This window comes from Pseudomonas sp. MH9.2 (assembly GCF_034353875.1).
Classification (GTDB): Bacteria; Pseudomonadota; Gammaproteobacteria; order Pseudomonadales; family Pseudomonadaceae; genus Aquipseudomonas.
Genome location: NZ_CP133784.1, coordinates 1,206,625 through 1,229,645, shown reverse-complemented (window position 1 = coordinate 1,229,645; position 23,021 = coordinate 1,206,625). Strand labels below are relative to the sequence as shown.

Here is a 23,021-nt window from a genome sequence, read left to right as displayed (position 1 = left end):
TTTTTCGGAGAGTTTCCTATGAATCCTCATGAGTTGTTTCGTGAAGAAGTAAAACAAAATATCGAAGGACTGGAGCAGGACAAAGAGCTTCAAGCCACTTCTCTGGGCTGGGTAGGTACGACGGCAAAACACAAGTACACCTACAACTTCAGCTGGATGGGGCGGCCGATCATTCAATTTCCCCAGGATATGATCGCCATGCAGGAAATCATTTGGTCGCAGCGGCCTGATGTAATTATTGAAACCGGAATCGCCCACGGCGGCTCCCTGGTGTTTTATGCATCGATGCTTGAATTGATCGGACACGGTGAAGTGGTGGGTGTCGATATCGATATCCGCCAGCACAACCGTGAGGCGATTGAAGCGCATCCGATGAGCCATCGGATTCATATGATCCAGGGGTCTAGTATCGATCCGACGATTGTCGATCAAGTGCGGGCGCGCATCGCCGGTAAGAAAGTCTTGGTAGTGCTCGACTCCAACCACACCCACGAACATGTTCTTGAGGAACTGCGTCTATACGCGCCGCTGGTTTCGGTCGGCAGCTATTGCGTGGTCATGGACACTGTGGTCGAAGATATGCCCGAAGACGCCTTTCCAGATCGTCCGTGGGGCAAAGGCGATAACCCGAAAACTGCAGTCTGGGCTTATTTGAAAGAAAATCGCGATTTCGAGATCGATTCCGCGATCCACAGCAAATTGCTGATCACCGTCGCGCCGGATGGTTATCTGCGACGGGTTGGTTAAGCCGCAACATCATCGTTGAGTATTTTTTTGCGATTCGCCGGGTGTGGGGAAAGTTATGCAAGGCAAGTATGGTTCTGAACACGCGTTACCTCTGAGTGAGCTGCTGACAGTGGTGCTGATTACCCACAACCGGCCGGCCTTTTTGCGCAGAGCTGTGCAGTTTTACAGCTCGCTGCCTTGCAAGATTCTGGTACTGGATTCGTCAATCCAGCCATCCGAGGGGATAGCAGGGCATTTAGCGTCGGTCGACTATCGGCATCTTCCACAGTTCGGCTACTGGGGGATTCAGGCCAAACTGGCCTACGGCGTCGAGCAAGTGACCACGCCTTACATGGTGTTCGCTGCGGACGATGATTTCATCGTGCATGACGCGCTCTGCGATTCGGTAGCGTTTCTGGAGGCGAACCAGGACTATGGGATGTGTCACGGCTATTGCCTGATGTACCTGACCCTGGCCAATAGCGTGAGCTATTACCGACGTGACAAAAAGGTCTGTGAAGACTACTCGTCCGAACGCGCTCAGGACCGTGTGCTTGACTACATGGGCCAGTACATCCCGCCTTTCTATGCCGTTCACCGCACTGCACTGTTGCGCGACTGGTATGCCGTCATGCCGGAAGGCACTATCTTTCAGTGGCAGGAAGTCGGCCACGTGTACTACATGCTGGCACGCGCCAAGGCGCGGATTCTGCCGATTCCGTATGTTGTGCGTGAGATCAATTACATTCATTCCGACCATAACACTGAGGTGTATACCTCACTCTGTTATACCGACTCCAAATCAGTGGCCGAGCGCGAGGCGTTTGCTGAATTCCTGGCATCGCTGCCCACGGGCATCAAAGACCTCGACCATGAGCAGGCGAAGCAGTTTGCGCTCGAGAGTTTTGCGGCGATGACCGCCAGTTTGCGTACGGGCAATGCGTTGGCGGCCGAGCTGATTTTCGAGTCCACATGGACAGCCGCTCATGCGGAGCCGGTGCGACGTTTCGGGCCCAAGCAATATGTGGAAATGCCGTTCTACAACCAGGCGTTTTTCGATCAGTTGACCCGGTTCGAGTTTTTGCTCCACGCCATGCCGGCTGGCCGTGTACAGCTTCAGGCGCTTGAAGGCGTATGGACTCGGCAAGAAGATTTGCTGCGACCTCACAACAATGATATCGCCGAGAGCATTGTCGATCGTCTGTGGCAGGCGCAGGACTGCAATCCGTTCAATATGCGAGTGGTCAAGCAGCTGGCGCAACAGCTTGAAAATATTGGTGAGCAGGATGAGGCCCAACTGATGCTCGACTGGGCTCAGCGCCTGGATGCAGTATCGCCTTCTGACTACCGTCAAACATTCGACAATATGCTCTCGGGTCGCTTGCTCAAGTGGTTGGAAGCGCGACGTCCGAATGCCGAAGAACTGGAGTCGATTACAGGGCATCTGGCGGTCCATGAAGGAGGTCCGCAGTTCGGTATTTTGTTACTGGACCTCGATAATAACGTCGAAAAACTGCAAGTTACCCTCGACAGTCTGTTAGAGGGATACTGCAAAAAATTCAAAATTGTGGTGTTCACTACCGGTGAGCCGCAGTCTGCTACCACTGCGCAAAACGTCCTGCACTTTGTCAAGGTCACCGCAGGCAACTACATAGACAAGCTGAATCAAGTGGCTCGCCAATCGTCCTGCGACTGGATGCTTCTGGCTGAGGCAGGAGACCAGTTCACTGCCAGCGGTTTGTTGCGCGCCAGCCTGGAACTGCTGGCGGCCCCCGAATGCCGCGCGGTGGCTGCGGATGAAATTCACCGACAGCCCAACGGCGCACTGATCGATGTGTTCCGCCCAGGCTTCAACCTCGACTTGTTGCAAAGCCTGCCGACGCTGATGGCACGACACTGGCTGATCCGTCGCGATGTACTGGTGGAAGCGGGTGGTTACTCAGCGGACTTCAGTAAGGCACTTGAATTTGATTTGCTGCTGCGGATGATTGAGCAAGGCGGTATGGCCTGGCTGGCTCATCTGGATGAGCCGTTACTCATCTGCCAGGCGCCGGTTCTAGAGGAAAATCCCCATGAGCGCCTGGCGTTGATTCGGCATCTTGCGAACCGTGGTTATAAGGCGCAAATCAGTTCGGCGACGCCCGGTACCTGGCAGATTGATTATCGCCACACTGAGCGTCCGCTGGTGTCGATCATCGTGCCGAGTCAGGACAACCTCCCACTGCTGGAACGTTGTCTGGACAGCGTCCTGCAAAGAACACGCTACCTGCGCTATGAAGTGCTGATCGCCGACAACCACAGTCAATCCTCGGCGGTCTCGGCCTGGCTTGACGCCCAGGAGCAAAAAACCGGCAAGGTGCGGGTGTTGCGATCCAAGCAAAGCCTCAGTACGTCCGCGCTTTACAATGCAGCCTGTCAGCAGGCGCAGGGTGAATACCTGATCTTGCTGGCGGTCGACAGCGAGATGGTCAACCCGAACTGGATCGAGACGTTGCTCAATCAGGCGCAGCGTCCGGAAGTCGGCGTGGTAGGGCCAAAGCTGGTTGATCGTGAGGGTAATGTGACTCAGGCCGGGCTTATTCTTGGCATGCATGACGCGGCCGGCTCGGCGTTTGTCGGCGAACCTGTGAAAGCCAATGGTTATTTGCATCGTCTGGTGCTTGAGCAAAACTACTCGGCGGTCTCCGCTGCGTGCCTGATGGTCCGTAAAGAACTGTATGAAACCGTTGGCGGTCTGGACGAAGAGCGCTTCTCCGAGGCCTTCAGTGATGTCGATCTGTGCTTGAAAATCGCCCAGGCCGGCTACCTGACGGTCTGGACGCCGCAGGTGCAAGTAATTCACCCAGGCACCCTGCCAACGTTGCCAGTCGCCCTTGAGGCTCTGCGCGACAAGTGGGCAGGACCGTTCCAGCACGATTTGGCGTACAACAAGAACCTCGCTTTGACCGGCAAGGGCTTTACCCTTGGCAGCCCGACCAGTGTGAACTGGGCGCAGTTGCTTGCTTAAGTCTGGTCGACAGGAAAAGGACTCACGGCATGTTTAACGGCAAATCAATTTTTATCTCGGGTGGCACCGGCTCGTTCGGTCGCAACTTTATCCGCCGTTTGCTTGAGCAGTATCAGCCCAAGCGTGTCGTGGTGTTCTCCCGCGACGAGCTCAAGCAATACGAGATGCAACAGACGTTCAACGCGCCGTGTATGCGTTATTTTCTGGGGGATGTGCGCGATGCCGAGCGGCTGCGTCTGGCCATGCGCGGGATCGATTATGTGGTGCATGCGGCAGCCTTGAAGCAGGTGCCGGCCGCCGAGTACAACCCGACCGAATGCATCCGCACCAACGTCAACGGCGCGGAAAATATTATTGCTGCGGCCATCGACAATGGGGTGAAAAAGGTTATCGCCTTGTCCACCGACAAGGCGGCCAGCCCGATCAACTTGTATGGCGCAACCAAGCTGCTGTCGGACAAGTTGTTCGTTGCGGCGAATAACATTGCCGGTGACCAGCCAACGCGTTTCGCTGTGGTGCGGTATGGCAATGTGGCGGGTTCTCGAGGTTCGGTAGTGCCGTTCTTCAGTAAATTGATTAGCGACGGTGCGCGGGAGTTGCCGATCACTGACGTGCGCATGACGCGGTTCTGGATCACCCTGGATCATGGTGTGCAGTTCGTGCTCGACAGCTTTGCGCGCATGCACGGCGGCGAGGTGTTTGTGCCGAAGATTCCGTCGATCCGGATTATCGATCTGGCCGTGGGCATGGCCGAGCATCTACCGCACAAAAATGTCGGGATTCGTCCCGGTGAAAAACTCCATGAGTTGATGGTGCCGCTCGACGATGCGCGAATGACCCTGGAGTTCTCCGATCACTACACCATCCAGCCCTCGATCCGGTTTACCAACGTCGACGTCGACTATGCCGTCAATGGCCTCGGTGAGTGTGGTGCTCAAGTAGACGAAACCTTTGAGTATCGTTCCGATACCAATCCAGAGTTTTTGAGCGTGGGTCAGATCGCGGATCTGCACGCTGAGCTGCATTCATGATTCCATACTCGATTCCATACGGGCGACAGAGCATCGACCAGGCGGATATCGACGCGGTGGTTGAGGTTCTCAAGTCCCCGTGGCTGACCCAGGGCCCAACCATCGAGCGCTTTGAATCGGCAATGGCTGAGCGCTGTCAGGCGGATTTCGCGGTTGCGGTGTGCAATGCCACGGCAGCGTTGCATATCGCCTGTCTGGCGGCAGGATTGGGCCCCGGTGATCGGCTGTGGACCACGCCTAATACTTTCGTTGCCTCCGCCAACTGCGGACGCTACTGCGGCGCCGATGTGGACTTCGTTGACATCGATCCGCATACCTGGAACCTCGACGCCGGCTTGCTGGCGCAAAAACTCGAAGCCGCCGAGCGCGTCGGAAAACTGCCGAAGGTGGTGGTGGCGGTGGCATTCTCTGGTCAGAGCTGCGACATGCAAGCCATTGCCGGGCTCGCCGAACGTTACGCATTCACCTTGATCGAAGACGCGGCGCACGCGGTAGGGGCGTCCTATGACGGACGCCCAGTGGGTTGTGGCGCGTATGCAACGATGACGGTCTTCAGTTTTCATCCAGTGAAAATTATTACCTCGGGTGAAGGCGGTATGGTCCTGACCAATCGGCCAGAGCTTGCCGAACGTTTGCGTCGGTTGCGCAGCCATGGCATTACCAGCGATCCGTCGCAGATGTCGGTACCCAGCCAAGGGCTTTGGTACTACCAGCAACTGGAGTTGGGCTTCAATTATCGAATGACCGACCTGCACGCTGCATTGGGCCTTTCGCAGTTGGCCAGGCTCGACGGTTTTATCGCGAGGCGGCGCCAATTGGCCGCGCGTTATGAGCGACTGTTGGCTGAACTTCCGTTGGTGTTACCCACTGCACAGGCAGGCGCCGAATCGGCTTGGCATCTGTATGTGGTGCGTGTGCGGTTTGATCAAGTAAAACTTAGCCAACGAGACCTTTTCGATGCTTTGAGAGCTGCAGGGATCGGTGTGAACCTGCACTATATTCCGGTGCATCTACAGCCTTACTACCGCGAGTCAGGATTCACAGATGGCGATTATCCAGAGGCCGAGCGTTATTTCGACGAGGCGGTCACCTTGCCGCTGTTCCCGGACCTGACAGACGAGCAACAAGACTATGTGATCGAGCAGTTGCGTAGCCTGCTTGGCTAAGTGCCTTCTTGCCGCGATCCGTTGATGAGAGTAGTGCATGCGTGAATTAAGTGAGCAAGAGCAGTTCTGGCGGGGCGAGTTCGGTGACCAATACGCGGGACGCAATCAGGGGCAGCCGCTGATCGCAGCCAACCTGGCGTTGTTTGCCAAAGCGCTGGCGCGAACCTCACGGCTAGAGAGTCTGTTGGAGTTGGGCACCAACACGGGCAATAACCTGCAAGCTTTGCATCAGCTATTGCCAACATGTGTGCTTCAGGGGGTCGAGATCAATGCTCAGGCTCAGGCCTATGCGCAAGCGCTGGGGGTTGCGGACGTCTGGCATGGTTCGTTGTTCGACTATCCACATGATCGGACTTTCCAGTTGACCCTGAGCAAAGGCGTACTGATTCACCTCGCGCCTGAACTGCTGCCTGCGGCTTACGCTCAGCTGTACCAACTGAGTCAACGCTATATCCTGATTTGCGAGTACTACAACCCGGTGCCGGTAGAGGTGTCCTATCGCGGTAACAGCGGCAAGTTGTTCAAGCGTGATTTTGCCGGGGAAATGCTCGATCGCTACAGTGATCTGCACCTGCTCGACTATGGGTTCAGCTATCACCGCGATCCGCAGTTCCCGACCGACGATATCAACTGGTTTCTATTGGAAAAGCGCCTGTGACAGCGGTAGCAATCATCCCGGCGCGGGGTGGCAGTAAACGGATCCCGCGCAAGAATCTCAAGCTGTTCAACGGCCAGCCGATGATTGTCTGGTCGATTCTGGCTGCGCTACGGAGCGGCCTGTTCGATCAGGTTGTGGTCAGTACCGACGATGAAGAAATCGCTGCGATCGCCAGGGCCCACGGTGCATGGGTACCCTTCATGCGCCCGGCGCAACTGGCCGATGACTTCACCGGTACGGCGGCGGTGATCATGCATGGGCTGGCGACACTGCAGGAGCAGGGGCACTGCTTCGATTACGCTTGTTGTATCTATGCCACAGCACCTTTGCTGCAAGGGCGCTACCTGCGCGAAGGCTTGACGGCCCTCGAGCAGAACCCGGGGAAATCCTTTGCCTTTTCCGTGTGCGGTTTTGGCTTTGCCGTGCAGCGTGCGCTGAGTCTGAATGAGCAGGGCGCCCTGCAACCGCTGTATCCGCAGTACCGGGAAACCCGATCCCAGGACCTGCCCGTGGCCTATCAGGACGCCGGACAGTTCTATTGGGGGCGCACCGAGGCATGGTTGCGGGGTGATGTATTGTTTTCGGATCAGAGTTTGCCGGTGATCTTGCCCCGGCATCTGGTCCAGGATATCGACAGCGAAGAGGACTGGACCCGCGCCGAGTACCTCTACGCAGCGTTGCTGGCGGGTGGAGAGCTGGAGTCGTGAGAGTGCTGATCCGGGCGGATGCCTCGCACGCTATAGGCAGCGGCCATATTGCGCGGTGCCTGACCTTGGCCAAGGTATTGCGCGACGGCGGACATGACGTGGCTTTTGCCTGTCGCTTATTGCCTGGGCATTTGCTCGAGCATCTCGCGACTCAGGGATGGCGCGCTTATGGGTTACCTGCGACGTACGCTGAGCAAGCCAATGCAGGGCAAGACATCGAAGCTGCGTTGCCTTGGCAGGCGGACATTGCGGCACTGCAGCAGTTGCTGACGGTAGAGGATGCGTTCGACTGGATCATCGTCGATCACTATGGCCTCGATCATCATTGGCAGACCGCCGCCCGACAATGGGCACCACGGATCGCAGCAATCGATGATCTGGCCAACCGCCGTCACGCTGTTGATCTGTTGCTCGACCAGAACTTCAGCGGCACGCCGAGCGCTTATGCACCGTGGGTGGGACCCGAGTGCCGAACGTTGTTCGGCCCACGTTTTGCCATGATTCGGGATGAGTTCAAGCGCGACCCGGTGCCGATTCAGGCCCTGGCGCGTCGGGTTCTGGTGAATTTCGGCGGCTTCGATGCCGCCGGGGAAACCTGGAAGGCGATGTTGGCGTTGAGTGAACTAGACGGGTTGGAAGTCGACTTTATCGCGGGCACCGGTAACCCCGAGTGGACGCGGATGCAGGCACTGGCCTCAGGGCGTTCCACCTGGCGATTGCAAACCCACACGGACCAGTTCGCTGAGCTGATGGCGCATGCCGATCTGTTTGTCGGCGCGGGCGGCGGCACCAGTTGGGAGCGTGCAGCCTTGGGACTGCCAACGATCTGTATCGCGGTGGCGGCCAATCAACAGGCCAACGCTGAACGTTTGGCTGAAGTCGGTGCGCACCTGTACCTGGGGCCGCGTGACCAGGTTTCTGTTGAGTCATTGCGTCAATCGATCAGTGTGTTGTTGGCCAATCAGGGGTTGCGTCGGAGTTTTGCCAAGCGCTCTCGCCTGCTGGTCGATGGCTGTGGCGCACGCCGTGTGGCAGCGGCCCTGGCCGGTGAGGTGCTGCAATTGCGCCCGGCGACGATAGACGACGCACGTCTGCTGTTCGATGGGCGCAACGCTGAAGAGGTCCGGCGCTGGTCGGTGGAATCGCACGCCATTGATTGGGCCGGTCATCTGACCTGGTTGGCTGCCACCCTCGTGAATGACCAACGCCTGCTGTTGGTTGCAGAAACGGTCGACGGCCCGGTGGGCGTGCTGCGCTATGACAGGCTGGATACAAGGGCTGAAGTATCGATTTACCTGTTCGAAGGGCGATTCGGTCTGGGCTGGGGCAGGGCGCTACTGGCCGGAGGGGAGCGATTCATCAAGCGTCACTGGCCGCAACTACGAGTGATCGATGCGCAGGTGCTGCCAGCCAATCAGGCGTCGATCAACCTGTTTCGCGATGCGGGCTATCAGCAGAGTGCCTGCCGTTTCGAGCGCGTTTTAAAGGATCATGCCAATGACTAGTTTCAAGATAGGCTCGCGTTCGATTGGTGCCGATACCGCGCCGTTCATCATCGCCGAAATGAGCGGCAACCATAACCAGTCGCTTGAGGTCGCGCTACAGATTGTCGAGGCGGCGGCCAAGGCCGGTGCTCACGCCTTGAAACTGCAAACCTACACCGCCGATACCATGACCCTGGACCTTGAGCACGGCGAGTTTTTTATCAAGGACCCCAATAGTCTGTGGGCGGGGTCGTCCCTCTACGCGTTGTACGAGAAAGCCCACACACCCTGGGAGTGGCACGCGCCGATTTTTGCCCGGGCCAAAGCGCTGGGGATGCTGGCATTTTCGACGCCATTCGATGACAGTTCGGTGGATTTTCTTGAAAGCCTGGATGTGCCGGCTTACAAAATCGCCAGTTTCGAAAATACCGATTTACCGTTGATTCGCCGGGTCGCGTCGACCGGCAAGCCGTTGATTATCTCGACCGGCATGGCGAGTATCGCCGAACTGGACGAGACGGTTCGCGCTGCTCGTGCTGCCGGGTGCAAGGACTTGGTGTTGCTCAAGTGCACCAGTACTTACCCGGCCTCGCCAGAAAACAGCCATGTGCGCACCATCCCGCATTTGCGCGATTTGTTTGGTTGCGAGGTGGGATTGTCCGATCATTCCATGGGCGTTGGCGTTTCCGTGGCAGCCGTAGCGCTCGGGGCGACAGTGATCGAAAAACATTTCACTCTGGATCGAGCCGCTGGCGGGGTAGATGCGAGCTTTTCCCTGGAACCGGCTGAAATGGCTAGCCTGGTCATTGAAACCGAACGTGCCTGGCAGGCCATGGGGCACGTGCATTATGGCGTCACAGAGGCCGAGCGCGCGTCACTGGTCTATCGTCGATCACTGTATGTGACTCAGGATATGGTCGCCGGTGAAGTCTTCAGTGCTGACAACCTGAGAGCAATCCGTCCGGGCTTTGGATTGGCCCCAAAACACCGCGATGCGCTCATCGGGCGACGTGCGGGACAGGCCTTGAAACGGGGTACACCCCTGGACTGGTCATTGGTCGAATAGCAGCTTCTGTGGCTGATTCGGCAAAATAGCGTGACCTGCGAGTCATAACGCGCATCTTCACTGTATTGTATTAATAGGGAATGATGGCGCTTGGCTCTTTATTGGCCTGGCGATAGCCACTTATTCCCTTCGCTGTCGCTCCTTGTGGACGACAGGAAATCTCTGTTGGCCAGCGCTCTCGATTGCAGAGAACGGTGATATTCAGCTGTTTATTATTGGGAAGCCATAATGATTGGCATAAAAAGCATAGCGAGTTACGTGCCCGTAGCCGGCGTCGATAACTACGCACAAGGTGCTAAGTTCGCCAAGGATGAAGAGTTCATTCTGGGCAAGATCGGTTCTGCTTTCCTGCCGCGCAAAGACGCCGGGCAAGAAACGTCTGACCTGTGCGTCGAGGCCGTCAATGCCTTGTTCGCCAAGAATCCCGACCTCAAGCGCGAATCCATCGACGTGCTGATCGTCGTCACCCAGAACGGCGACGAAGAGGCCTTGCCCCACACCTCCGCCATCGTTCAGGACAAGCTCGGCCTGTCGACCCATGTGGCCGCGTTCGATATCTCCCTTGGGTGCTCGGGCTACGTCTACGGCCTGTATGCGCTCAAGGGCTTCATGGACGCCGCAGGGCTGAAGAACGGCCTGCTGGTGACCTGCGACCCGTACTCGAAAATTGTCGACCCCGAAGATCGCAATACCACGATGCTGTTTGGCGATGCTGCGACAGCCACGTGGATGGGCGAGGGGGCTGACTGGCAGCTGGGCAAGGCCAAATTTGGCACTGACGGTTCCGGCGCACCGCACCTGAAGGTCAGTAACGGCGTGTTTTTCATGAATGGCCGTCAGGTCTTCAACTTCGCGCTGCTCAAAGTGCCCGCGCACCTGCACGAGTTGCTGGATGAGTCTGGCTTGCATTCGGACGATATCGACGCCTTCTGTATTCACCAGGGCAGTGCTGCGATTGTCGATGCTGTAGCCCGGCGTTTTGAAGGTGATCCGGAGAAGTTTCTCAAGGACATGCTGGAAACCGGTAATACCGTTTCTTCGAGCATTCCTTTGTTGCTGGAAAAACACGTGCTCGACAGCGATTGGAATCGGGTTGCGTTGAGTGGCTTTGGTGTTGGCTTGTCCTGGGGCTCGGCGATCATTCATCGCTCGTGATTGCATAAGCTTCTAAAAATAGCGCTTCAGGTGAGTTAACCTTGAGCGCTATTTTTTTGCGCACGTTTTGAGTGAGGCAGCATGAGCGAGAGCTTTCAGCAAAATGCCGAGGTGCTACAGGCGCGCTGGCCGGAGGTGTTCTCCCGGTTGTTGGCCGAAGATAGCGAATCATTGCAGGTCGAACTGGTGGAAGGGTTGGGTTCAACCCTGAGGATTGCCGGCATTCAGTTGACCAGTCGCCATGACCGCACTGCTGAAGCCCGCCTGCAAGCAGCCAGTCTGCCACCTGAGAGTCCGATGCTGCATGTGTACGGTACGGGGCTGGGCGATTTGCAGCAGGTCTTGCTGGAAAATCCCGAGCTACGACGGTTGCAGGTGCACATTCTCAACGGTGGGTTGTTTGCTTTGGTCCTCAGCCTCCTTGACCAAACGCCCTGGCTCAGTGATCCACGGGTCGAACTGAGTTATGCCGCCGATTGCCGCGAGATCCAGTTACCGTTCTTTGCGCTGCCGTCCGAGTTGGAATTAGCGGATGAGTTTAATGCCAGGATTCGTGATCGACTGGTCAGCGAAGTGCACCTGAGCTTCAATAATCGCGAGTTCGATCCGCAATCCCCGCAGATTCTCCAGCGCTTGCAGGACAGCCTCGAGCTGTTGCGCAGTGGCCGTGATATCGCTGAGCTGTTCGGCTCGCAGGCGGGGCAGGAAGTCTATGTGATTGGTACGGGGCCGAGCCTGGAGCAGCACTTCGAAAAGCTTCTGGCTATTCGTGAGCAGGTGCAGCGGCCTCTGTTTATCAGTGTCGATACGGCTTACCGGCCGTTAATTGAGCACGGCATCAAACCGGACTTGGTGGTGAGCATCGATAAGGGGATCACGGCTCGGCACTTGCCGCCGTCGGACTCCGACAGTATCCCCTTGGTGTATATGCCAATGAGTGATCCGGAGGTGCTCGTGGCCTGGAAGGGCCTGCGCTATGCCGGCTATTCCGCCAGCCCGATCTATGCCGCGCTGCGCCAGCAAATTGCCAAAGCGCAGTTGTACGTCGGCGGCAGCGTGCTTCATCCGGCGGTAGACTTGGCGGTGAAAATGGGCGCAGCGAGAATCACCTTGTTCGGCGCTGATTTTGCTTTCCCGATGAACAAGACCCACGCGGGCTGGAATGACGGTGATCTAGGGCCTGGCGTTAACCTCGCCAGGCACTGGGTGCTTGATGGTCATGGACAACGAGTCAAGACGCAGCTCAATTTTCGTCGCTATCTGGGCGAGCTGGAACGTTACATTGCCGGGCATCCAGAGGTGCGCTTTCTTAACAGTAGTCGGGCAGGTGCGATGATCGCCGGTACGGCCTTTAACCTGGAGTTTGTGCAATGAGCCCCCGTGCACAGTGTGTCATCGACTGTCGGCAGTGTGCCGGGCTGTTTCGTCTTGGGCGTAATGTCGAGGCGGCCTTGACTATGGTCGATGTGTTCGATCACGCGCAGAGTCTGTTAAGTCGGGGCTCGCCAGCAGCGCAACAACAATGGTTGCAGCTACTGCCGCCGATGCTGGCCTGCCAGGAAGGGCTGGACTGGTTGGGGTTGGCTGACTATCTAGAGTATGAGTTGGTGGCGTTACTCGAGCGCGAATAGTAGTTCGAGCGCGTTCAGGTTGCCCCGCCGACGCTTCTGCATGGATGTGTTCCTTTCTCGACTCCCCGTCACGACCCCGTTCTAGATACGTCACGAATTTTTCTCTTATCCCCGCTCGGAAAATGTGTGAGGAGGAGGCTTTTCGATTTTTTTTTCATCTTTTTTTGCAAAAAAATCCGTAAAAAATTAAACCTTTAAAAATCCACGCTTATAACCAAAATACCCTACAAATGTCGGGTATTTAATAGTTGTAATTCCCAAACAGTCTTAAAAAGCCAGTTAAAGCCACTTGTAATTTTTCCGATAAACATTTTGTAGGTTTTCAGGGCGTGCCGGATGCAGCCCGTTTTTGGAAGCCAGCAATCTTTTTTTTGTGAGGAATTTCACGATGGCTTTAACCGTAAATACCAATGTCGCTTCGTTGTCGGTTCAGCGAAATCTGAACCGCTCTTCCGATGCCGTCAGCACATCAATGGCGCGTTTGTCTTCAGGCTTAAGGATTAACAGCGCCAAGGACGATGCCGCCGGCATGCAAATCGCGAGTCGCCTGACGACCCAGATTAAAGGGATGACGGTTGCGGCCAGAAATGCGGGCAATGCAATTTCCATTGCGCAAACTGCGGAGGGGGCATTGCAGGAATCGACCAACAACCTGCAGCGGATGCGAGAACTGGCGATTCAATCAAAAAACGGCGACAACAGTCAAAAGGAGCGGGATGCACTCAATTCCGAATTCAATCAGTCGGTTCAAGAACTGACCCGTCTTTCGAAGAGCACCACGTTTGGTGGTGGTTTGAAGCTGCTGGATGGCAGCGCCGGGACGATGACGTTTCATGTGGGCGCCAACGTAGGGAGAACCGAGGAGATCAGCCTGTCGCTCTCGGACGATTTCTCTGCCGAATCGTTGTTTGTAGCGGCTAAAAGCGCTGCGGCTGTACCGGGCGACGATAAGACAACCGGCTCCGTAGCGGTTGTGAAGGGCGAGTACACGGCGCTTGCGATTGATGGGAGCGGAAGTCGAAATCTATTGCCTGTCAATGTGACGGAAAAGATGACCGATGATGCTCTACAGAAAAATACAGCACTGGCTGCTGCTGAAGCTGCGCTGGGTGCGATTGATGCGGTTACTGATCCTGCTGCCTACACGGCTCAACAAGCCGTTGTGGCTACCGCAAAAACGGAAGCCGATGGTGCGACGACAGTTTTAAAGGACGCAACCGAACTGGATAAAAAGAGCAAACCGCTCAACGATCAAGCCATTGCCGACAACATCGAGGCAACTATTGTATCCATCGACAAGGCTCTGGAAACCATTGATGCCGCTCGTTCCAATCTGGGCGCCAAGCAAAACCGCTTCGCCAGCACCATTTCCAACCTCAACAACATGGTAAAGAACACCACGGCTGCGCGCGGCCAAATCGAAGACGTCGATTTCGCCTCGGAAACAGCCGAGCTGACCAAGCAGCAAACGCTGCAACAAGCGTCGACGGCCGTCTTGGCTCAAGCCAACCAGCTACCGGCCGCAGTTCTTAAACTTCTGCAATAAAGAATGCCTTCGGGCGCATGTCGAATCCTGGTATCCGGTCAAGGATGCCAGGCCTCAAAACGGTTGGAGATGTCGGGGTGGTGTGAGGTTGTAGGTCGTTGAATAGAGTGAGTGAGATGCTCTGCAGCCCCCGACAGCTGTAGGGATGTCAGAGTAGTGGCAATATTTTTTTAAAAAGCCCTCAAGCTCCTTGCTATCTCGACGATAACTATTACGAAGGTTCTCTAGGCCACACCCGGCGGTTGCCAGGGCCGGAAGCCGCAGTACCCAACCATTGAGGAACTCATCATGACTTTAGGCGTAAACACCAACGTTACATCCCTGGCTGTTCAGAAAAACTTGAACAACGCAGCGAGTTCTCTTTCTCAATCCATGACTCGCCTGTCTTCCGGCCTGAAAATCAACAGCGCTAAAGACGACGCTGCCGGCCTGCAGATTGCTACCCGTATGAGCAGCCAGATTCGTGGTCAGACCGTGGCAGTGAAAAACGCCAACGACGGTATCTCGATGGCTCAGACTGCTGAAGGCGCGCTGCAAGAATCTACCAACATTCTGCAACGTATGCGTGAACTGGCTGTTCAGGCACGTAACGGCACCAACGGTACCGCTGACCAGACCGCAACTAACTCAGAATTCGCTCAGATGTCTGACGAACTGACTCGTATCTCTGCCAGCACCAACTTGAACGGCAAGAACCTGCTCGACGGTTCTGCCGGTACCATGACCCTGCAAGTGGGTTCCAACACCGGTACTGCTAACCACATCGACCTGGTTCTGAGCAGCAAGTTCGACGCCGCCAGCCTTTCCGTAGCCAGCGCTACTGTTGCGCTGACCGGTACCAGCGCCACTGTTGGTACCAACATCGATAACGCAATCACTGCAATTGATGCTGCCATCGCTCAAATCGGCGCAACTCGCGCAAACCTGGGTGCTTCGCAGAACCGTCTGACCAGCACCATTTCCAACTTGCAGAACATCACTGAAAACGTCACGGCTGCACAAGGTCGCGTACAAGATACCGACTTCGCTGCTGAAACTGCTCAGTTGACCAAGAGCCAAACCCTGCAACAAGCTTCGACCGCTGTTTTGGCTCAGGCCAACCAGCTGCCTTCCGCTGTACTGAAACTGCTTCAGTAATTTTGGAATGAGTTTTGGCGGGAGGGTGCGCGTGTCGTGCTCTCCCGCTTTTTTACTTTAGGAGGTGATGGACATGGATATGAGCGTCAAGCTGAACTTGTCTTACCCGGCGGTGACACCGCTGAGCGGTGCTGCTAATAAGTCGGCTGGGACGCCTCTGGTCGATAGCGTGGCAGAAGTGACCGCGAGTAAAGACTCTGATTCGAAAAAGTTGAAAGCGGCAGTGCAGGAGATTGAAAAATTCGTTCAATCGGTCAAGCGCAATCTGGAGTTTTCGATTGACGAAACGTCCGGCAAGGTTGTGGTAAAAGTAATCGCCAGTGAAACGGGTGAGGTGGTCAGGCAGATTCCCTCGGAGGAGGCGCTGAAATTGGCAGATAACTTAAGTAATGCAAGCAGCGTGTTGTTCAACGCAAAAGCTTGATGCTGGCATGAATAGTGTCTGTATGTTCTTTTATTCGTTGTAGTGGTCAAAAGACCGACGAAAAACTGAAAGGAGATGCACATGGCAAGTCCAATTGTCCCCAGTACAGGCCTTGGCTCTGGCCTTGATATCGGTTCTATCGTCACCGCATTGGTCAATGCCGACAAGTCGGCCAAGCAGACGCAGATCAACAGTCAGACGACCCTCGCGACGTCCAAGATTTCTGGAGTGGGTTCGCTGAAAAGCGCTCTGACTGCCTATCAGACGGCGTTGACCAATCTTGGCAGCGCCACAAACCCGGCTTTTTCGGGTTTTGCGGCGACTTCGTCTACCCCGGCAACCCTTGCTGCGACCTCGGACAATACGGCGGTCAATGGCAGTTACAATATTGTTGTTCAGAATCTGGCCACCAGCTCCAAAGTTGCGACTGCCTCTTTCTCTGGAGGGGCTACCAGTGCTATTCCGAGTGGTAACTTGACTATCACTCAAAATACCACTGCGACCAGCTTCACTATCCCGGCGAACTCGACGCTGCAGTCGGTTCGTGATTTGGTCAACACCCAGACAGCCACCAGTGGCGTCAGCGCCAACATCGTGACGGACAGCACGGGGGCCTCGCGTCTGGTATTTGGTTCTACAACCACCGGTGCTGGCTCGGATATCACCACCACCAGTAGCGTTGCGGGGTTGGTTATACCCGCGAATACTGCGCTCAATTCAGCAACTCCTGGTAGTGCTGGCTATATAGGCAGTCAGGCATTGGATGCAAATCTCACCATTGATGGGCTGGCGGTCAAGAGCTCGTCCAACACGGTGAGCAAGGCAATCAGTGGTTTGAGCATGACATTGGTTGCCGCTGGCAGCTCGACGGTGACGGTTGCAACCAATACCGATGGCTTGAAAACCTCGTTGCAGACCTTTGTTGATGCCTACAACACAGTGGTCAAGACCATTACCTCCTTGACTAAGGCCACCGCAGACAGCAAGGGTAATCTCACGGTAGCGGCTGCTATGACCGGTGATTCTCTGCCAAGGACATTGCTGGCGTCTTTGCGTGACCAATTGGTTACGCCTGGTCCTGGCAGTCAGTTGTCGGTGCTTTCACAGTTGGGTATCCAGACGGACCAGAAGGCCGGTACGCTGACCTTTGATAGCACCAAGTTCACGACAGCGATGACCAGCAAGAGTCTGGGCGGGCAGGTTCAGCAGTTGTTCAGCGGTACCACGAGTACCAACGGATTGCTGGCGCGGATGGGTGCGGTCCTTACGCCTTATACTCAGACGGGTGGTATTCTTGATACGCGTTCGAGCAGTTTGACCACGCAGAAGAATGCCCTCACCACCCAGCAGGCCGCACTGGATCTGCGGGTGACCAATATGACCGCCGCGTTGACAGCCAAATACAACGCGATGGACCTTTTGGTGGGGCAGATGAAGGCGACTTCGACCAGTATCACGTCATACTTCACTTCGTTGAGCGCATCGAAGACGGGCTAATTACTGTCTCGGCACCGAAAGCCCGGCTGCGTTTAACGCAGTCGGGCTTTTGGCATCTGGCCTAAAGTTTTGTGACGTTGTGTCGATACCTTGGGTATACGAACTCTTGAGTTTTGATGAGGTAGAACATGAATCCGATGTTAGCTCTTCGGCAGTATCAGAAGATTGGTGCGCAAGCCCAGACTTCCGAAGCCAGTCCCCACCGCCTCGTGCAAATGCTGATGGAAGGCGGTCTGGACCGCATTGCTCAAGCCAGGGGTGCGATGGAGCGTAAGGACATTCCTAACAAGGGTATCCTGATCGGCAAGGCCATTGGCATCGTGGGTGGTCTGCGCGAAGGTCTTGACCTGGAGAAATCGGCAGCTGCTCTGGGGAATCTAGACAATCTCTACGTTTACATGATGAAGCGTCTGGCGGAAGCCAACATCAAGAGCGACCCGAAAATCCTCGACGAAGTCAGCGATTTGCTGCGTACGGTCAAGGATGGCTGGGATGGCATCGCGACCCTATAGCCTGCTGTTTCGAGGAGATCACCATGAGTGCTGTATTGCAGCGTATCGAAGAAACCCGTGAAGCGTTGGTCGGTGCATTGGCTGAGCGTGACTGGGAAGCTATTGGGCAGCTGGATCTAGCTTGCCGCGCTTGTGTTGACGATGTGATCAGCGAGGCTCCGCTAAACGAAACCGAAGTGAGAAGCAATCTTGAACGCCTGTTAGGGGTGTATCGACAGCTGATTGAGGTCGCTACTGATGAGCGCCAAGCAATAGTCGACGAGATGACGCAGATCCGGCAAGCGAAAAACGCGGCAAAGGTTTACCATCTGTTCGGTTGACACTCAGTTGATCGAAAAAAAGAAATTCGCCATAAATTTGACTGTGCGCGGATTTTTGACTTAACTAGTGCGGTTTACTATTTTCTGACGTCTAAATCGCCAAATGGGTCGTAGACGCCAAGCTTGCCCCCATTTCATGGGCATTGAGTTTGACTAGGGAAGTTGCTATTGCATGTGGCGTGAAATCAAGATTTTGCTGATTGATGACGATAGCCTGCGCCGCCGGGATATGGCGGTCATTTTAAATTTTCTTGGCGAAGAAAATTTGTCCTGCTCAAGCCTTGATTGGCAGCAGGTCGTCGGTTCTCTGACCTCTACCCGAGAAGTGCTTTGCGTGCTGGTGGGCGAAGTGAGCGCTCCAGGTACTCTTCAAGGACTGCTTAAGACCATCGCCGCCTGGGATGAGTTCCTTCCCGTCATGTTAATGGGAGAATTTTCTTCCACTGACCTGCCAGAGGACTTGCGCCGTCGTGTGCTCTCGTCTCTGGAAATGCCGCCCAGCTACAGCAAACTGCTCGATTCCCTGCACCGTGCTCAGGTTTATCGTGAAATGTACGATCATGCCCGTGAGCGTGGTCGTCATCGTGAGCCGAACCTGTTTCGCAGTCTGGTGGGTACCAGTCGCGCGATTCAGCATGTTCGGCAAATGATGCAGCAGGTTGCCGACACCGATGCCAGTGTGCTGATCCTCGGTGAGTCCGGTACTGGCAAGGAAGTGGTTGCGCGCAATCTGCACTATCACTCCAAGCGTCGTGATGCGCCGTTCGTACCTGTCAACTGTGGAGCCATACCTGCCGAGTTGCTGGAAAGCGAACTGTTCGGTCATGAGAAGGGCGCGTTTACCGGGGCGATCACCAGTCGTGCCGGGCGCTTTGAGCTGGCCAATGGCGGCACCTTGTTCCTCGACGAAATCGGCGACATGCCGCTGCCTATGCAGGTCAAGCTGTTGCGTGTGCTGCAGGAGCGCACCTTCGAGCGGGTCGGCAGCAACAAAACCCAGAGCGTCGATGTGCGAATCATTGCAGCGACGCACAAGAATCTCGAGCACATGATCGAGATCGGTACGTTCCGTGAAGACCTGTATTACCGTTTGAATGTATTCCCGATCGAGATGGCCCCGCTGCGCGAGCGTGTCGAAGACATTCCGTTGCTGATGAACGAATTGATTTCGCGCATGGAGCACGAAAAACGTGGCTCGATCCGTTTCAACTCGGCGGCCATCATGTCGCTTTGTCGTCACGCCTGGCCGGGCAATGTTCGCGAACTGGCCAATCTGGTCGAGCGCATGGCGATCATGCATCCCTACGGGGTGATCGGCGTCATCGAGTTGCCGAAAAAATTCCGTTACGTTGACGATGAAGACGAGCAACTGGTTGATAGCTTTCGCACTGACCTGGAAGAGCGGGTCGCTATTAATGGACATACGCCCAACTTCGCTTCCGGCGCCTTGTTGCCACCTGAAGGTCTTGACCTCAAGGACTATCTGGGAGGGTTGGAGCAGGGCCTGATTCAGCAGGCATTGGACGATGCGGGCGGCATTGTGGCGCGCGCGGCTGAGCGTCTGCGTATTCGCCGTACAACCCTGGTGGAAAAAATGCGCAAATACGGCATGAGCCGTCGTGATGGGGAAGAACAGGCGGAGGATTGACGCTTCTTCTCTTCTCGAATAATCAAACCCCTGATAAGTCAGGGGTTTTTTTTCGGCACGGGTATTGCTATGTCTCTTGCTACATACCGTTTAATGACGGTTCGCCATGCGAGAGACCACTATGCCCCAGGCTGCCCAGATGTCTTCTGCCCTTTCTTACGAAGCGCAGCCGTCCCTCGAGCCGGAAAGCCGGACCGGGCTTGAGCAGGCGTTCTCGCGGTTCGATCAGATGTCGAGTCAGTTGAGTGACTCCTACAGCTTGCTCGAAGCGCGGGTGACGGAGCTCAAGGGGGAGTTGGCGGTCGTCAGTGCTCAGCGAATGCAGGAATTGGCGGAAAAAGAGCGTCTGGCTAATCGCCTGCAAAACTTGCTCATGCTGTTGCCCGGCGGCGTCATTGTCATGGACGGTCAGGGCGTGGTGCGTGAGGCCAACCCTGCAGCATGCGACCTGTTAGGTGAGCCACTGCTGGGCATGCTTTGGCGACAAGTGATCAGTCGGTGTTTCGCGCCGCGCGAAGATGATGGTCACGAAGTGTCTCTCAAGGATGGACGACGTCTGTCCATCGCAACGCGTTCACTGGACGCGGAGCCGGGTCAGCTAGTGCTGCTTAACGACTTGACCGAAACCCGTCATCTGCAGGGGCAGCTAGCCCGTCACGAGCGTCTATCCTCCCTGGGGAGAATGGTCACCTCGCTGGCTCATCAGATTCGTACGCCGCTGTCCGCAGCCTTGATCTATGCCAGCCATTTGGCTGAGCAGGAGCTGCCGGTGGCGACTCAGCAACGTTTTGCCGGACGCTTGAAAGAGCGTTTGCACGAGCTCGAACATCAGGTGCGCGACATGCTGGTCTTCGCACGTGGCGAGTTGCCGATGACCGATCGTATTGCGCCCGATCTGTTGTTTCAGGCCTTGCAGGCGGCGGCGCAAACCCACGTGCAGGGTCTATCGGTACGTTGGCAGTGCGACAGTCGCGAAGGCGCGTTGCTGTGCAATAGAGACACGCTGGTGGGGGCGCTGCTTAATTTGATTGAAAACGCGGTGCAGGCCAGCGCTGGAAAAACGCGCTTGAAAATCCATCTCTACAGTCGCGATAACACGCTGCGCTTATGCATCAGTGACAACGGCAGCGGGATCGACGCCTCGGCACTGGCGCGCATCGGAGAGCCTTTCTTTACCACCAAGTCCACCGGCACCGGGTTGGGGTTGGCGGTGGTCGGCGCAGTCACCCGTGCACACCAGGGGCAGCTGCAATTTCGTTCTCGTCCGGGTCGCGGCACGTGCGCGATTGTCACTCTGCCTTTGATTCCGGAAGCTTGTGACGCGGGAGTGAACTGATGGCGATCAAGGTGTTGCTGGTCGAGGATGATCCTTCACTGCGCGAGGCGCTGGGTGAGACCTTGATGTTGGCCGGGCACGACTTCCGTGCCGTCGGTTCGGCTGAAGAGGCGCTTGAGGCCGTGGCTGAAGAGTCCTTCGGTCTGGTGGTGAGTGACGTCAACATGCCGGGCATGGATGGTCATCAATTGTTGAGCGTGTTGCGCAGCCGTTATGCGCAATTACCTGTACTGTTGATGACTGCGCACGGCGCGGTCGAGCGTGCGGTAGATGCGATGCGTCAGGGCGCGGCGGATTATCTGGTCAAGCCTTTCGAGCCCAAAGCATTTATGGAGTTGGTAGCGCGGCACGCACTGGGTCGTCCCGGGCCTGCGGACAGTGAGGGGCCGGTAGCCTTCGAGCCGGCCAGCGCACAATTGCTGGATTTGGCCGGTCGAGTGGCCAGGAGTGATTCGACGGTGCTGATTTCCGGTGAGTCCGGTACGGGCAAGGAAGTGTTGGCGCGTTTTATTCACCAGCAGTCTACTCGGGCTAGCAAGCCGTTTATTGCGATCAATTGCGCGGCGATCCCGGACAACATGCTTGAAGCGACGTTGTTCGGTCATGAGAAAGGATCGTTCACCGGCGCCATCGCGGCGCAGGCGGGCAAGTTTGAGCAGGCAGATGGCGGCACCATTCTGCTGGATGAGATTTCTGAAATGCCCCTCGGTCTGCAAGCCAAATTGCTGCGCGTGCTTCAGGAAAGGGAAGTGGAGCGTGTGGGCGGGCGTAAACCCATCATCTTGGATATTCGTGTGCTGGCAACCACCAACCGCGATCTGGCCGCAGAAGTAGCTGCAGGACGTTTTCGCGAAGATCTTTATTACCGGATTTCGGTGTTTCCGTTGGCTTGGCGACCACTGCGTGAGCGAACTGCCGATATTCTGCCGCTGGCCGAACGGTTGCTGTCCAAACACGTCAATAAAATGAAGCATGCCGCCGTACGATTGTCGGCGGACGCGCAAGCCTGTCTGATCGGCTACCCATGGCCAGGCAATGTTCGCGAGCTGGATAACGCGATTCAGCGGGCATTGATCCTGCAGCAGGGAGGGGTGATTCAGGCACAGGACTTCTGTTTGTCTGGCCCGGTAGCGGCTTCGCCAGTGCCGGCGTTAGGTGTTCCGACGCAGCCGCAGGTTGTTGCTTCAACACCGATGCCTTCAGTGTCAGTGCCTTCAGCCGATGGTGCGGCATCACATAATCAGGTCGGAGAGTCCGCCGGGGCCTTGGGTGATGACTTGCGGCGTCGTGAGTTTCAGATAATCATCGACACCCTACGCGCTGAGCGCGGCCGTCGCAAAGAAGCGGCGGAACGCTTGGGTATCAGCCCCCGGACCTTGCGTTACAAGCTGGCGCAGATGCGCGATGCGGGGATGGATGTTGAAGCGTCTCTATTCGCTACTTGATGCCGTGTGGTGTATAAGGCGCATCGCATCAAACTATTCGCAGGCTGGCGCGTGTTCCTGCAGACTTCATACCATTCGAATGCAAGTTGCGGCTAAAGGCCATCACTTGGCTGGCACTGTTGTTGCTTTGCCATGTGTAGCCGCTTAACGAGTGTCAAAAATCTGCGGCCTTTAGTGAGAGAGACGTCATGAGCCAAGGTGTTGAATTTAATCGCTTGATGTTGGACATGCGCTCCATGCAAATGGACGCCATGGCTACGCCAAAAGCAATAAGCACCCCGGAAATCGGCGCCAGCAGCTTTGCCGATATGCTTGGCCAGGCCGTCAACAAGGTCAACGATACCCAGCAGGCCTCTAATCAATTGTCGAATGCGTTTGAAATCGGCAAAAGCGGTGTGGACCTCACTGACGTGATGATCTCCTCGCAAAAAGCGAGCGTTTCGTTCCAGGCGTTGACCCAGGTCCGCAATAAACTGGTTCAAGCGTATCAAGACATCATGCAGATGCCGGTTTAAGGACGTATTG

Annotated in this window: 21 protein-coding genes; all 21 read left to right on the top strand. The window is 56.0% G+C overall.

Annotated features, from left to right (window positions below):
- Positions 1 to 18: 18 nt before the first annotated feature.
- The 21 genes from RHM55_RS05640 (at position 19) to fliE (ending at position 23,011) form a co-directional block, all read left to right on the top strand.
- Positions 19 to 747 (top strand): cephalosporin hydroxylase family protein, encoded by a 729-nt coding sequence (locus RHM55_RS05640; protein WP_322180070.1) that lies wholly within the window; start codon positions 19 to 21, stop codon positions 745 to 747.
- 55 nt (positions 748 to 802) lie between these two features.
- On the top strand, positions 803 to 3,733 hold the full coding sequence (locus RHM55_RS05635; protein ID WP_322180068.1) for a TIGR00180 family glycosyltransferase: 2,931 nt from the start codon (positions 803 to 805) through the stop codon (positions 3,731 to 3,733).
- Positions 3,734 to 3,762: 29 nt separating this feature from the next.
- A complete protein-coding gene (gene pseB / locus RHM55_RS05630; protein WP_322180066.1) occupies positions 3,763 to 4,764 on the top strand; it encodes a UDP-N-acetylglucosamine 4,6-dehydratase (inverting) in 1,002 nt (333 codons plus the stop codon).
- Complete coding sequence (gene pseC / locus RHM55_RS05625; RefSeq protein WP_322180063.1) at positions 4,761 to 5,930, top strand: UDP-4-amino-4,6-dideoxy-N-acetyl-beta-L-altrosamine transaminase; 1,170 nt, start codon at positions 4,761 to 4,763, stop codon at positions 5,928 to 5,930. The genes pseB and pseC overlap by 4 nt, the downstream gene beginning before the upstream one ends.
- A 37-nt stretch (positions 5,931 to 5,967) precedes the next feature.
- The gene (locus RHM55_RS05620) at positions 5,968 to 6,588 is read left to right on the top strand and encodes a pseudaminic acid biosynthesis-associated methylase (RefSeq protein ID WP_322180061.1); all 621 of its coding nucleotides are present in this window, start codon (positions 5,968 to 5,970) and stop codon (positions 6,586 to 6,588) included.
- Positions 6,585 to 7,295 carry a pseudaminic acid cytidylyltransferase gene (pseF, locus tag RHM55_RS05615; RefSeq protein ID WP_322180059.1) on the top strand — a complete coding sequence of 237 codons (711 nt, stop codon included), beginning with the start codon at positions 6,585 to 6,587 and terminating at the stop codon, positions 7,293 to 7,295. The genes RHM55_RS05620 and pseF overlap by 4 nt, the downstream gene beginning before the upstream one ends.
- Positions 7,292 to 8,800: a UDP-2,4-diacetamido-2,4,6-trideoxy-beta-L-altropyranose hydrolase gene (gene pseG / locus RHM55_RS05610; protein ID WP_322180056.1), complete on the top strand. Its 1,509-nt coding sequence runs from the start codon at positions 7,292 to 7,294 to the stop codon at positions 8,798 to 8,800. The genes pseF and pseG overlap by 4 nt, the downstream gene beginning before the upstream one ends.
- Positions 8,793 to 9,845, top strand: a complete 1,053-nt coding sequence (gene pseI / locus RHM55_RS05605) for a pseudaminic acid synthase (protein ID WP_322180054.1) — start codon at positions 8,793 to 8,795, stop codon at positions 9,843 to 9,845. Before pseG ends, pseI begins: the two co-directional genes overlap by 8 nt.
- Before the next feature lie 228 nt (positions 9,846 to 10,073).
- Positions 10,074 to 11,000, top strand: coding sequence for a ketoacyl-ACP synthase III (locus tag RHM55_RS05600; RefSeq protein ID WP_322180052.1), 927 nt, complete (start codon positions 10,074 to 10,076; stop codon positions 10,998 to 11,000).
- An 81-nt stretch (positions 11,001 to 11,081) separates the two neighbouring features.
- Complete coding sequence (locus RHM55_RS05595) at positions 11,082 to 12,374, top strand: motility associated factor glycosyltransferase family protein (protein ID WP_322180050.1); 1,293 nt, start codon at positions 11,082 to 11,084, stop codon at positions 12,372 to 12,374.
- The gene (locus tag RHM55_RS05590) at positions 12,371 to 12,631 is read left to right on the top strand and encodes a hypothetical protein (RefSeq protein WP_322180048.1); all 261 of its coding nucleotides are present in this window, start codon (positions 12,371 to 12,373) and stop codon (positions 12,629 to 12,631) included. Before RHM55_RS05595 ends, RHM55_RS05590 begins: the two co-directional genes overlap by 4 nt.
- Before the next feature lie 388 nt (positions 12,632 to 13,019).
- A complete protein-coding gene (locus RHM55_RS05585; RefSeq protein WP_322180046.1) occupies positions 13,020 to 14,177 on the top strand; it encodes a flagellin in 1,158 nt (385 codons plus the stop codon).
- A gap of 288 nt (positions 14,178 to 14,465) precedes the next feature.
- Positions 14,466 to 15,314: a flagellin domain-containing protein gene (locus RHM55_RS05580; protein WP_322180044.1), complete on the top strand. Its 849-nt coding sequence runs from the start codon at positions 14,466 to 14,468 to the stop codon at positions 15,312 to 15,314.
- Between the two features lie 73 nt (positions 15,315 to 15,387).
- Positions 15,388 to 15,738: a flagellar protein FlaG gene (locus RHM55_RS05575; protein WP_322180042.1), complete on the top strand. Its 351-nt coding sequence runs from the start codon at positions 15,388 to 15,390 to the stop codon at positions 15,736 to 15,738.
- Positions 15,739 to 15,819: 81 nt separating this feature from the next.
- Positions 15,820 to 17,235, top strand: coding sequence for a flagellar filament capping protein FliD (gene fliD / locus RHM55_RS05570; protein WP_322180040.1), 1,416 nt, complete (start codon positions 15,820 to 15,822; stop codon positions 17,233 to 17,235).
- A 128-nt stretch (positions 17,236 to 17,363) separates the two neighbouring features.
- Positions 17,364 to 17,747 (top strand): flagellar export chaperone FliS, encoded by a 384-nt coding sequence (fliS, locus tag RHM55_RS05565; protein ID WP_322180038.1) that lies wholly within the window; start codon positions 17,364 to 17,366, stop codon positions 17,745 to 17,747.
- Between the two features lie 23 nt (positions 17,748 to 17,770).
- Positions 17,771 to 18,067, top strand: coding sequence for a flagellar protein FliT (gene fliT, locus RHM55_RS05560; RefSeq protein ID WP_322180036.1), 297 nt, complete (start codon positions 17,771 to 17,773; stop codon positions 18,065 to 18,067).
- 172 nt (positions 18,068 to 18,239) lie between these two features.
- Positions 18,240 to 19,715, top strand: coding sequence for a transcriptional regulator FleQ (gene fleQ / locus RHM55_RS05555; RefSeq protein WP_322180034.1), 1,476 nt, complete (start codon positions 18,240 to 18,242; stop codon positions 19,713 to 19,715).
- 139 nt (positions 19,716 to 19,854) lie between these two features.
- Positions 19,855 to 21,051, top strand: coding sequence for a sensor histidine kinase (locus RHM55_RS05550; RefSeq protein WP_322180032.1), 1,197 nt, complete (start codon positions 19,855 to 19,857; stop codon positions 21,049 to 21,051).
- On the top strand, positions 21,051 to 22,496 hold the full coding sequence (locus RHM55_RS05545; protein WP_322180030.1) for a sigma-54 dependent transcriptional regulator: 1,446 nt from the start codon (positions 21,051 to 21,053) through the stop codon (positions 22,494 to 22,496). Before RHM55_RS05550 ends, RHM55_RS05545 begins: the two co-directional genes overlap by 1 nt.
- Positions 22,497 to 22,684: 188 nt before the next feature.
- The gene (gene fliE, locus RHM55_RS05540) at positions 22,685 to 23,011 is read left to right on the top strand and encodes a flagellar hook-basal body complex protein FliE (protein WP_322180027.1); all 327 of its coding nucleotides are present in this window, start codon (positions 22,685 to 22,687) and stop codon (positions 23,009 to 23,011) included.
- Positions 23,012 to 23,021 lie beyond the last annotated feature (10 nt).

Bases quoted from the DNA above. Each gene is read 5' to 3' on its own strand.
- RHM55_RS05640 (WP_322180070.1), top strand. From the start codon at position 19: ATGAATCCTCATGAGTTGTTTCGTGAAGAAGTAAAACAAAATATCGAA.
- RHM55_RS05635 (WP_322180068.1), top strand. From the start codon at position 803: ATGCAAGGCAAGTATGGTTCTGAACACGCGTTACCTCTGAGTGAGCTG.
- pseB (WP_322180066.1), top strand. From the start codon at position 3,763: ATGTTTAACGGCAAATCAATTTTTATCTCGGGTGGCACCGGCTCGTTC.
- pseC (WP_322180063.1), top strand. From the start codon at position 4,761: ATGATTCCATACTCGATTCCATACGGGCGACAGAGCATCGACCAGGCG.
- RHM55_RS05620 (WP_322180061.1), top strand. From the start codon at position 5,968: ATGCGTGAATTAAGTGAGCAAGAGCAGTTCTGGCGGGGCGAGTTCGGT.
- pseI (WP_322180054.1), top strand. From the start codon at position 8,793: ATGACTAGTTTCAAGATAGGCTCGCGTTCGATTGGTGCCGATACCGCG.
- RHM55_RS05600 (WP_322180052.1), top strand. From the start codon at position 10,074: ATGATTGGCATAAAAAGCATAGCGAGTTACGTGCCCGTAGCCGGCGTC.
- RHM55_RS05595 (WP_322180050.1), top strand. From the start codon at position 11,082: ATGAGCGAGAGCTTTCAGCAAAATGCCGAGGTGCTACAGGCGCGCTGG.
- RHM55_RS05590 (WP_322180048.1), top strand. From the start codon at position 12,371: ATGAGCCCCCGTGCACAGTGTGTCATCGACTGTCGGCAGTGTGCCGGG.
- RHM55_RS05585 (WP_322180046.1), top strand. From the start codon at position 13,020: ATGGCTTTAACCGTAAATACCAATGTCGCTTCGTTGTCGGTTCAGCGA.
- RHM55_RS05580 (WP_322180044.1), top strand. From the start codon at position 14,466: ATGACTTTAGGCGTAAACACCAACGTTACATCCCTGGCTGTTCAGAAA.
- RHM55_RS05575 (WP_322180042.1), top strand. From the start codon at position 15,388: ATGGATATGAGCGTCAAGCTGAACTTGTCTTACCCGGCGGTGACACCG.
- fliD (WP_322180040.1), top strand. From the start codon at position 15,820: ATGGCAAGTCCAATTGTCCCCAGTACAGGCCTTGGCTCTGGCCTTGAT.
- fliS (WP_322180038.1), top strand. From the start codon at position 17,364: ATGAATCCGATGTTAGCTCTTCGGCAGTATCAGAAGATTGGTGCGCAA.
- fliT (WP_322180036.1), top strand. From the start codon at position 17,771: ATGAGTGCTGTATTGCAGCGTATCGAAGAAACCCGTGAAGCGTTGGTC.
- fleQ (WP_322180034.1), top strand. From the start codon at position 18,240: ATGTGGCGTGAAATCAAGATTTTGCTGATTGATGACGATAGCCTGCGC.
- RHM55_RS05550 (WP_322180032.1), top strand. From the start codon at position 19,855: ATGTCTTCTGCCCTTTCTTACGAAGCGCAGCCGTCCCTCGAGCCGGAA.
- RHM55_RS05545 (WP_322180030.1), top strand. From the start codon at position 21,051: ATGGCGATCAAGGTGTTGCTGGTCGAGGATGATCCTTCACTGCGCGAG.
- fliE (WP_322180027.1), top strand. From the start codon at position 22,685: ATGAGCCAAGGTGTTGAATTTAATCGCTTGATGTTGGACATGCGCTCC.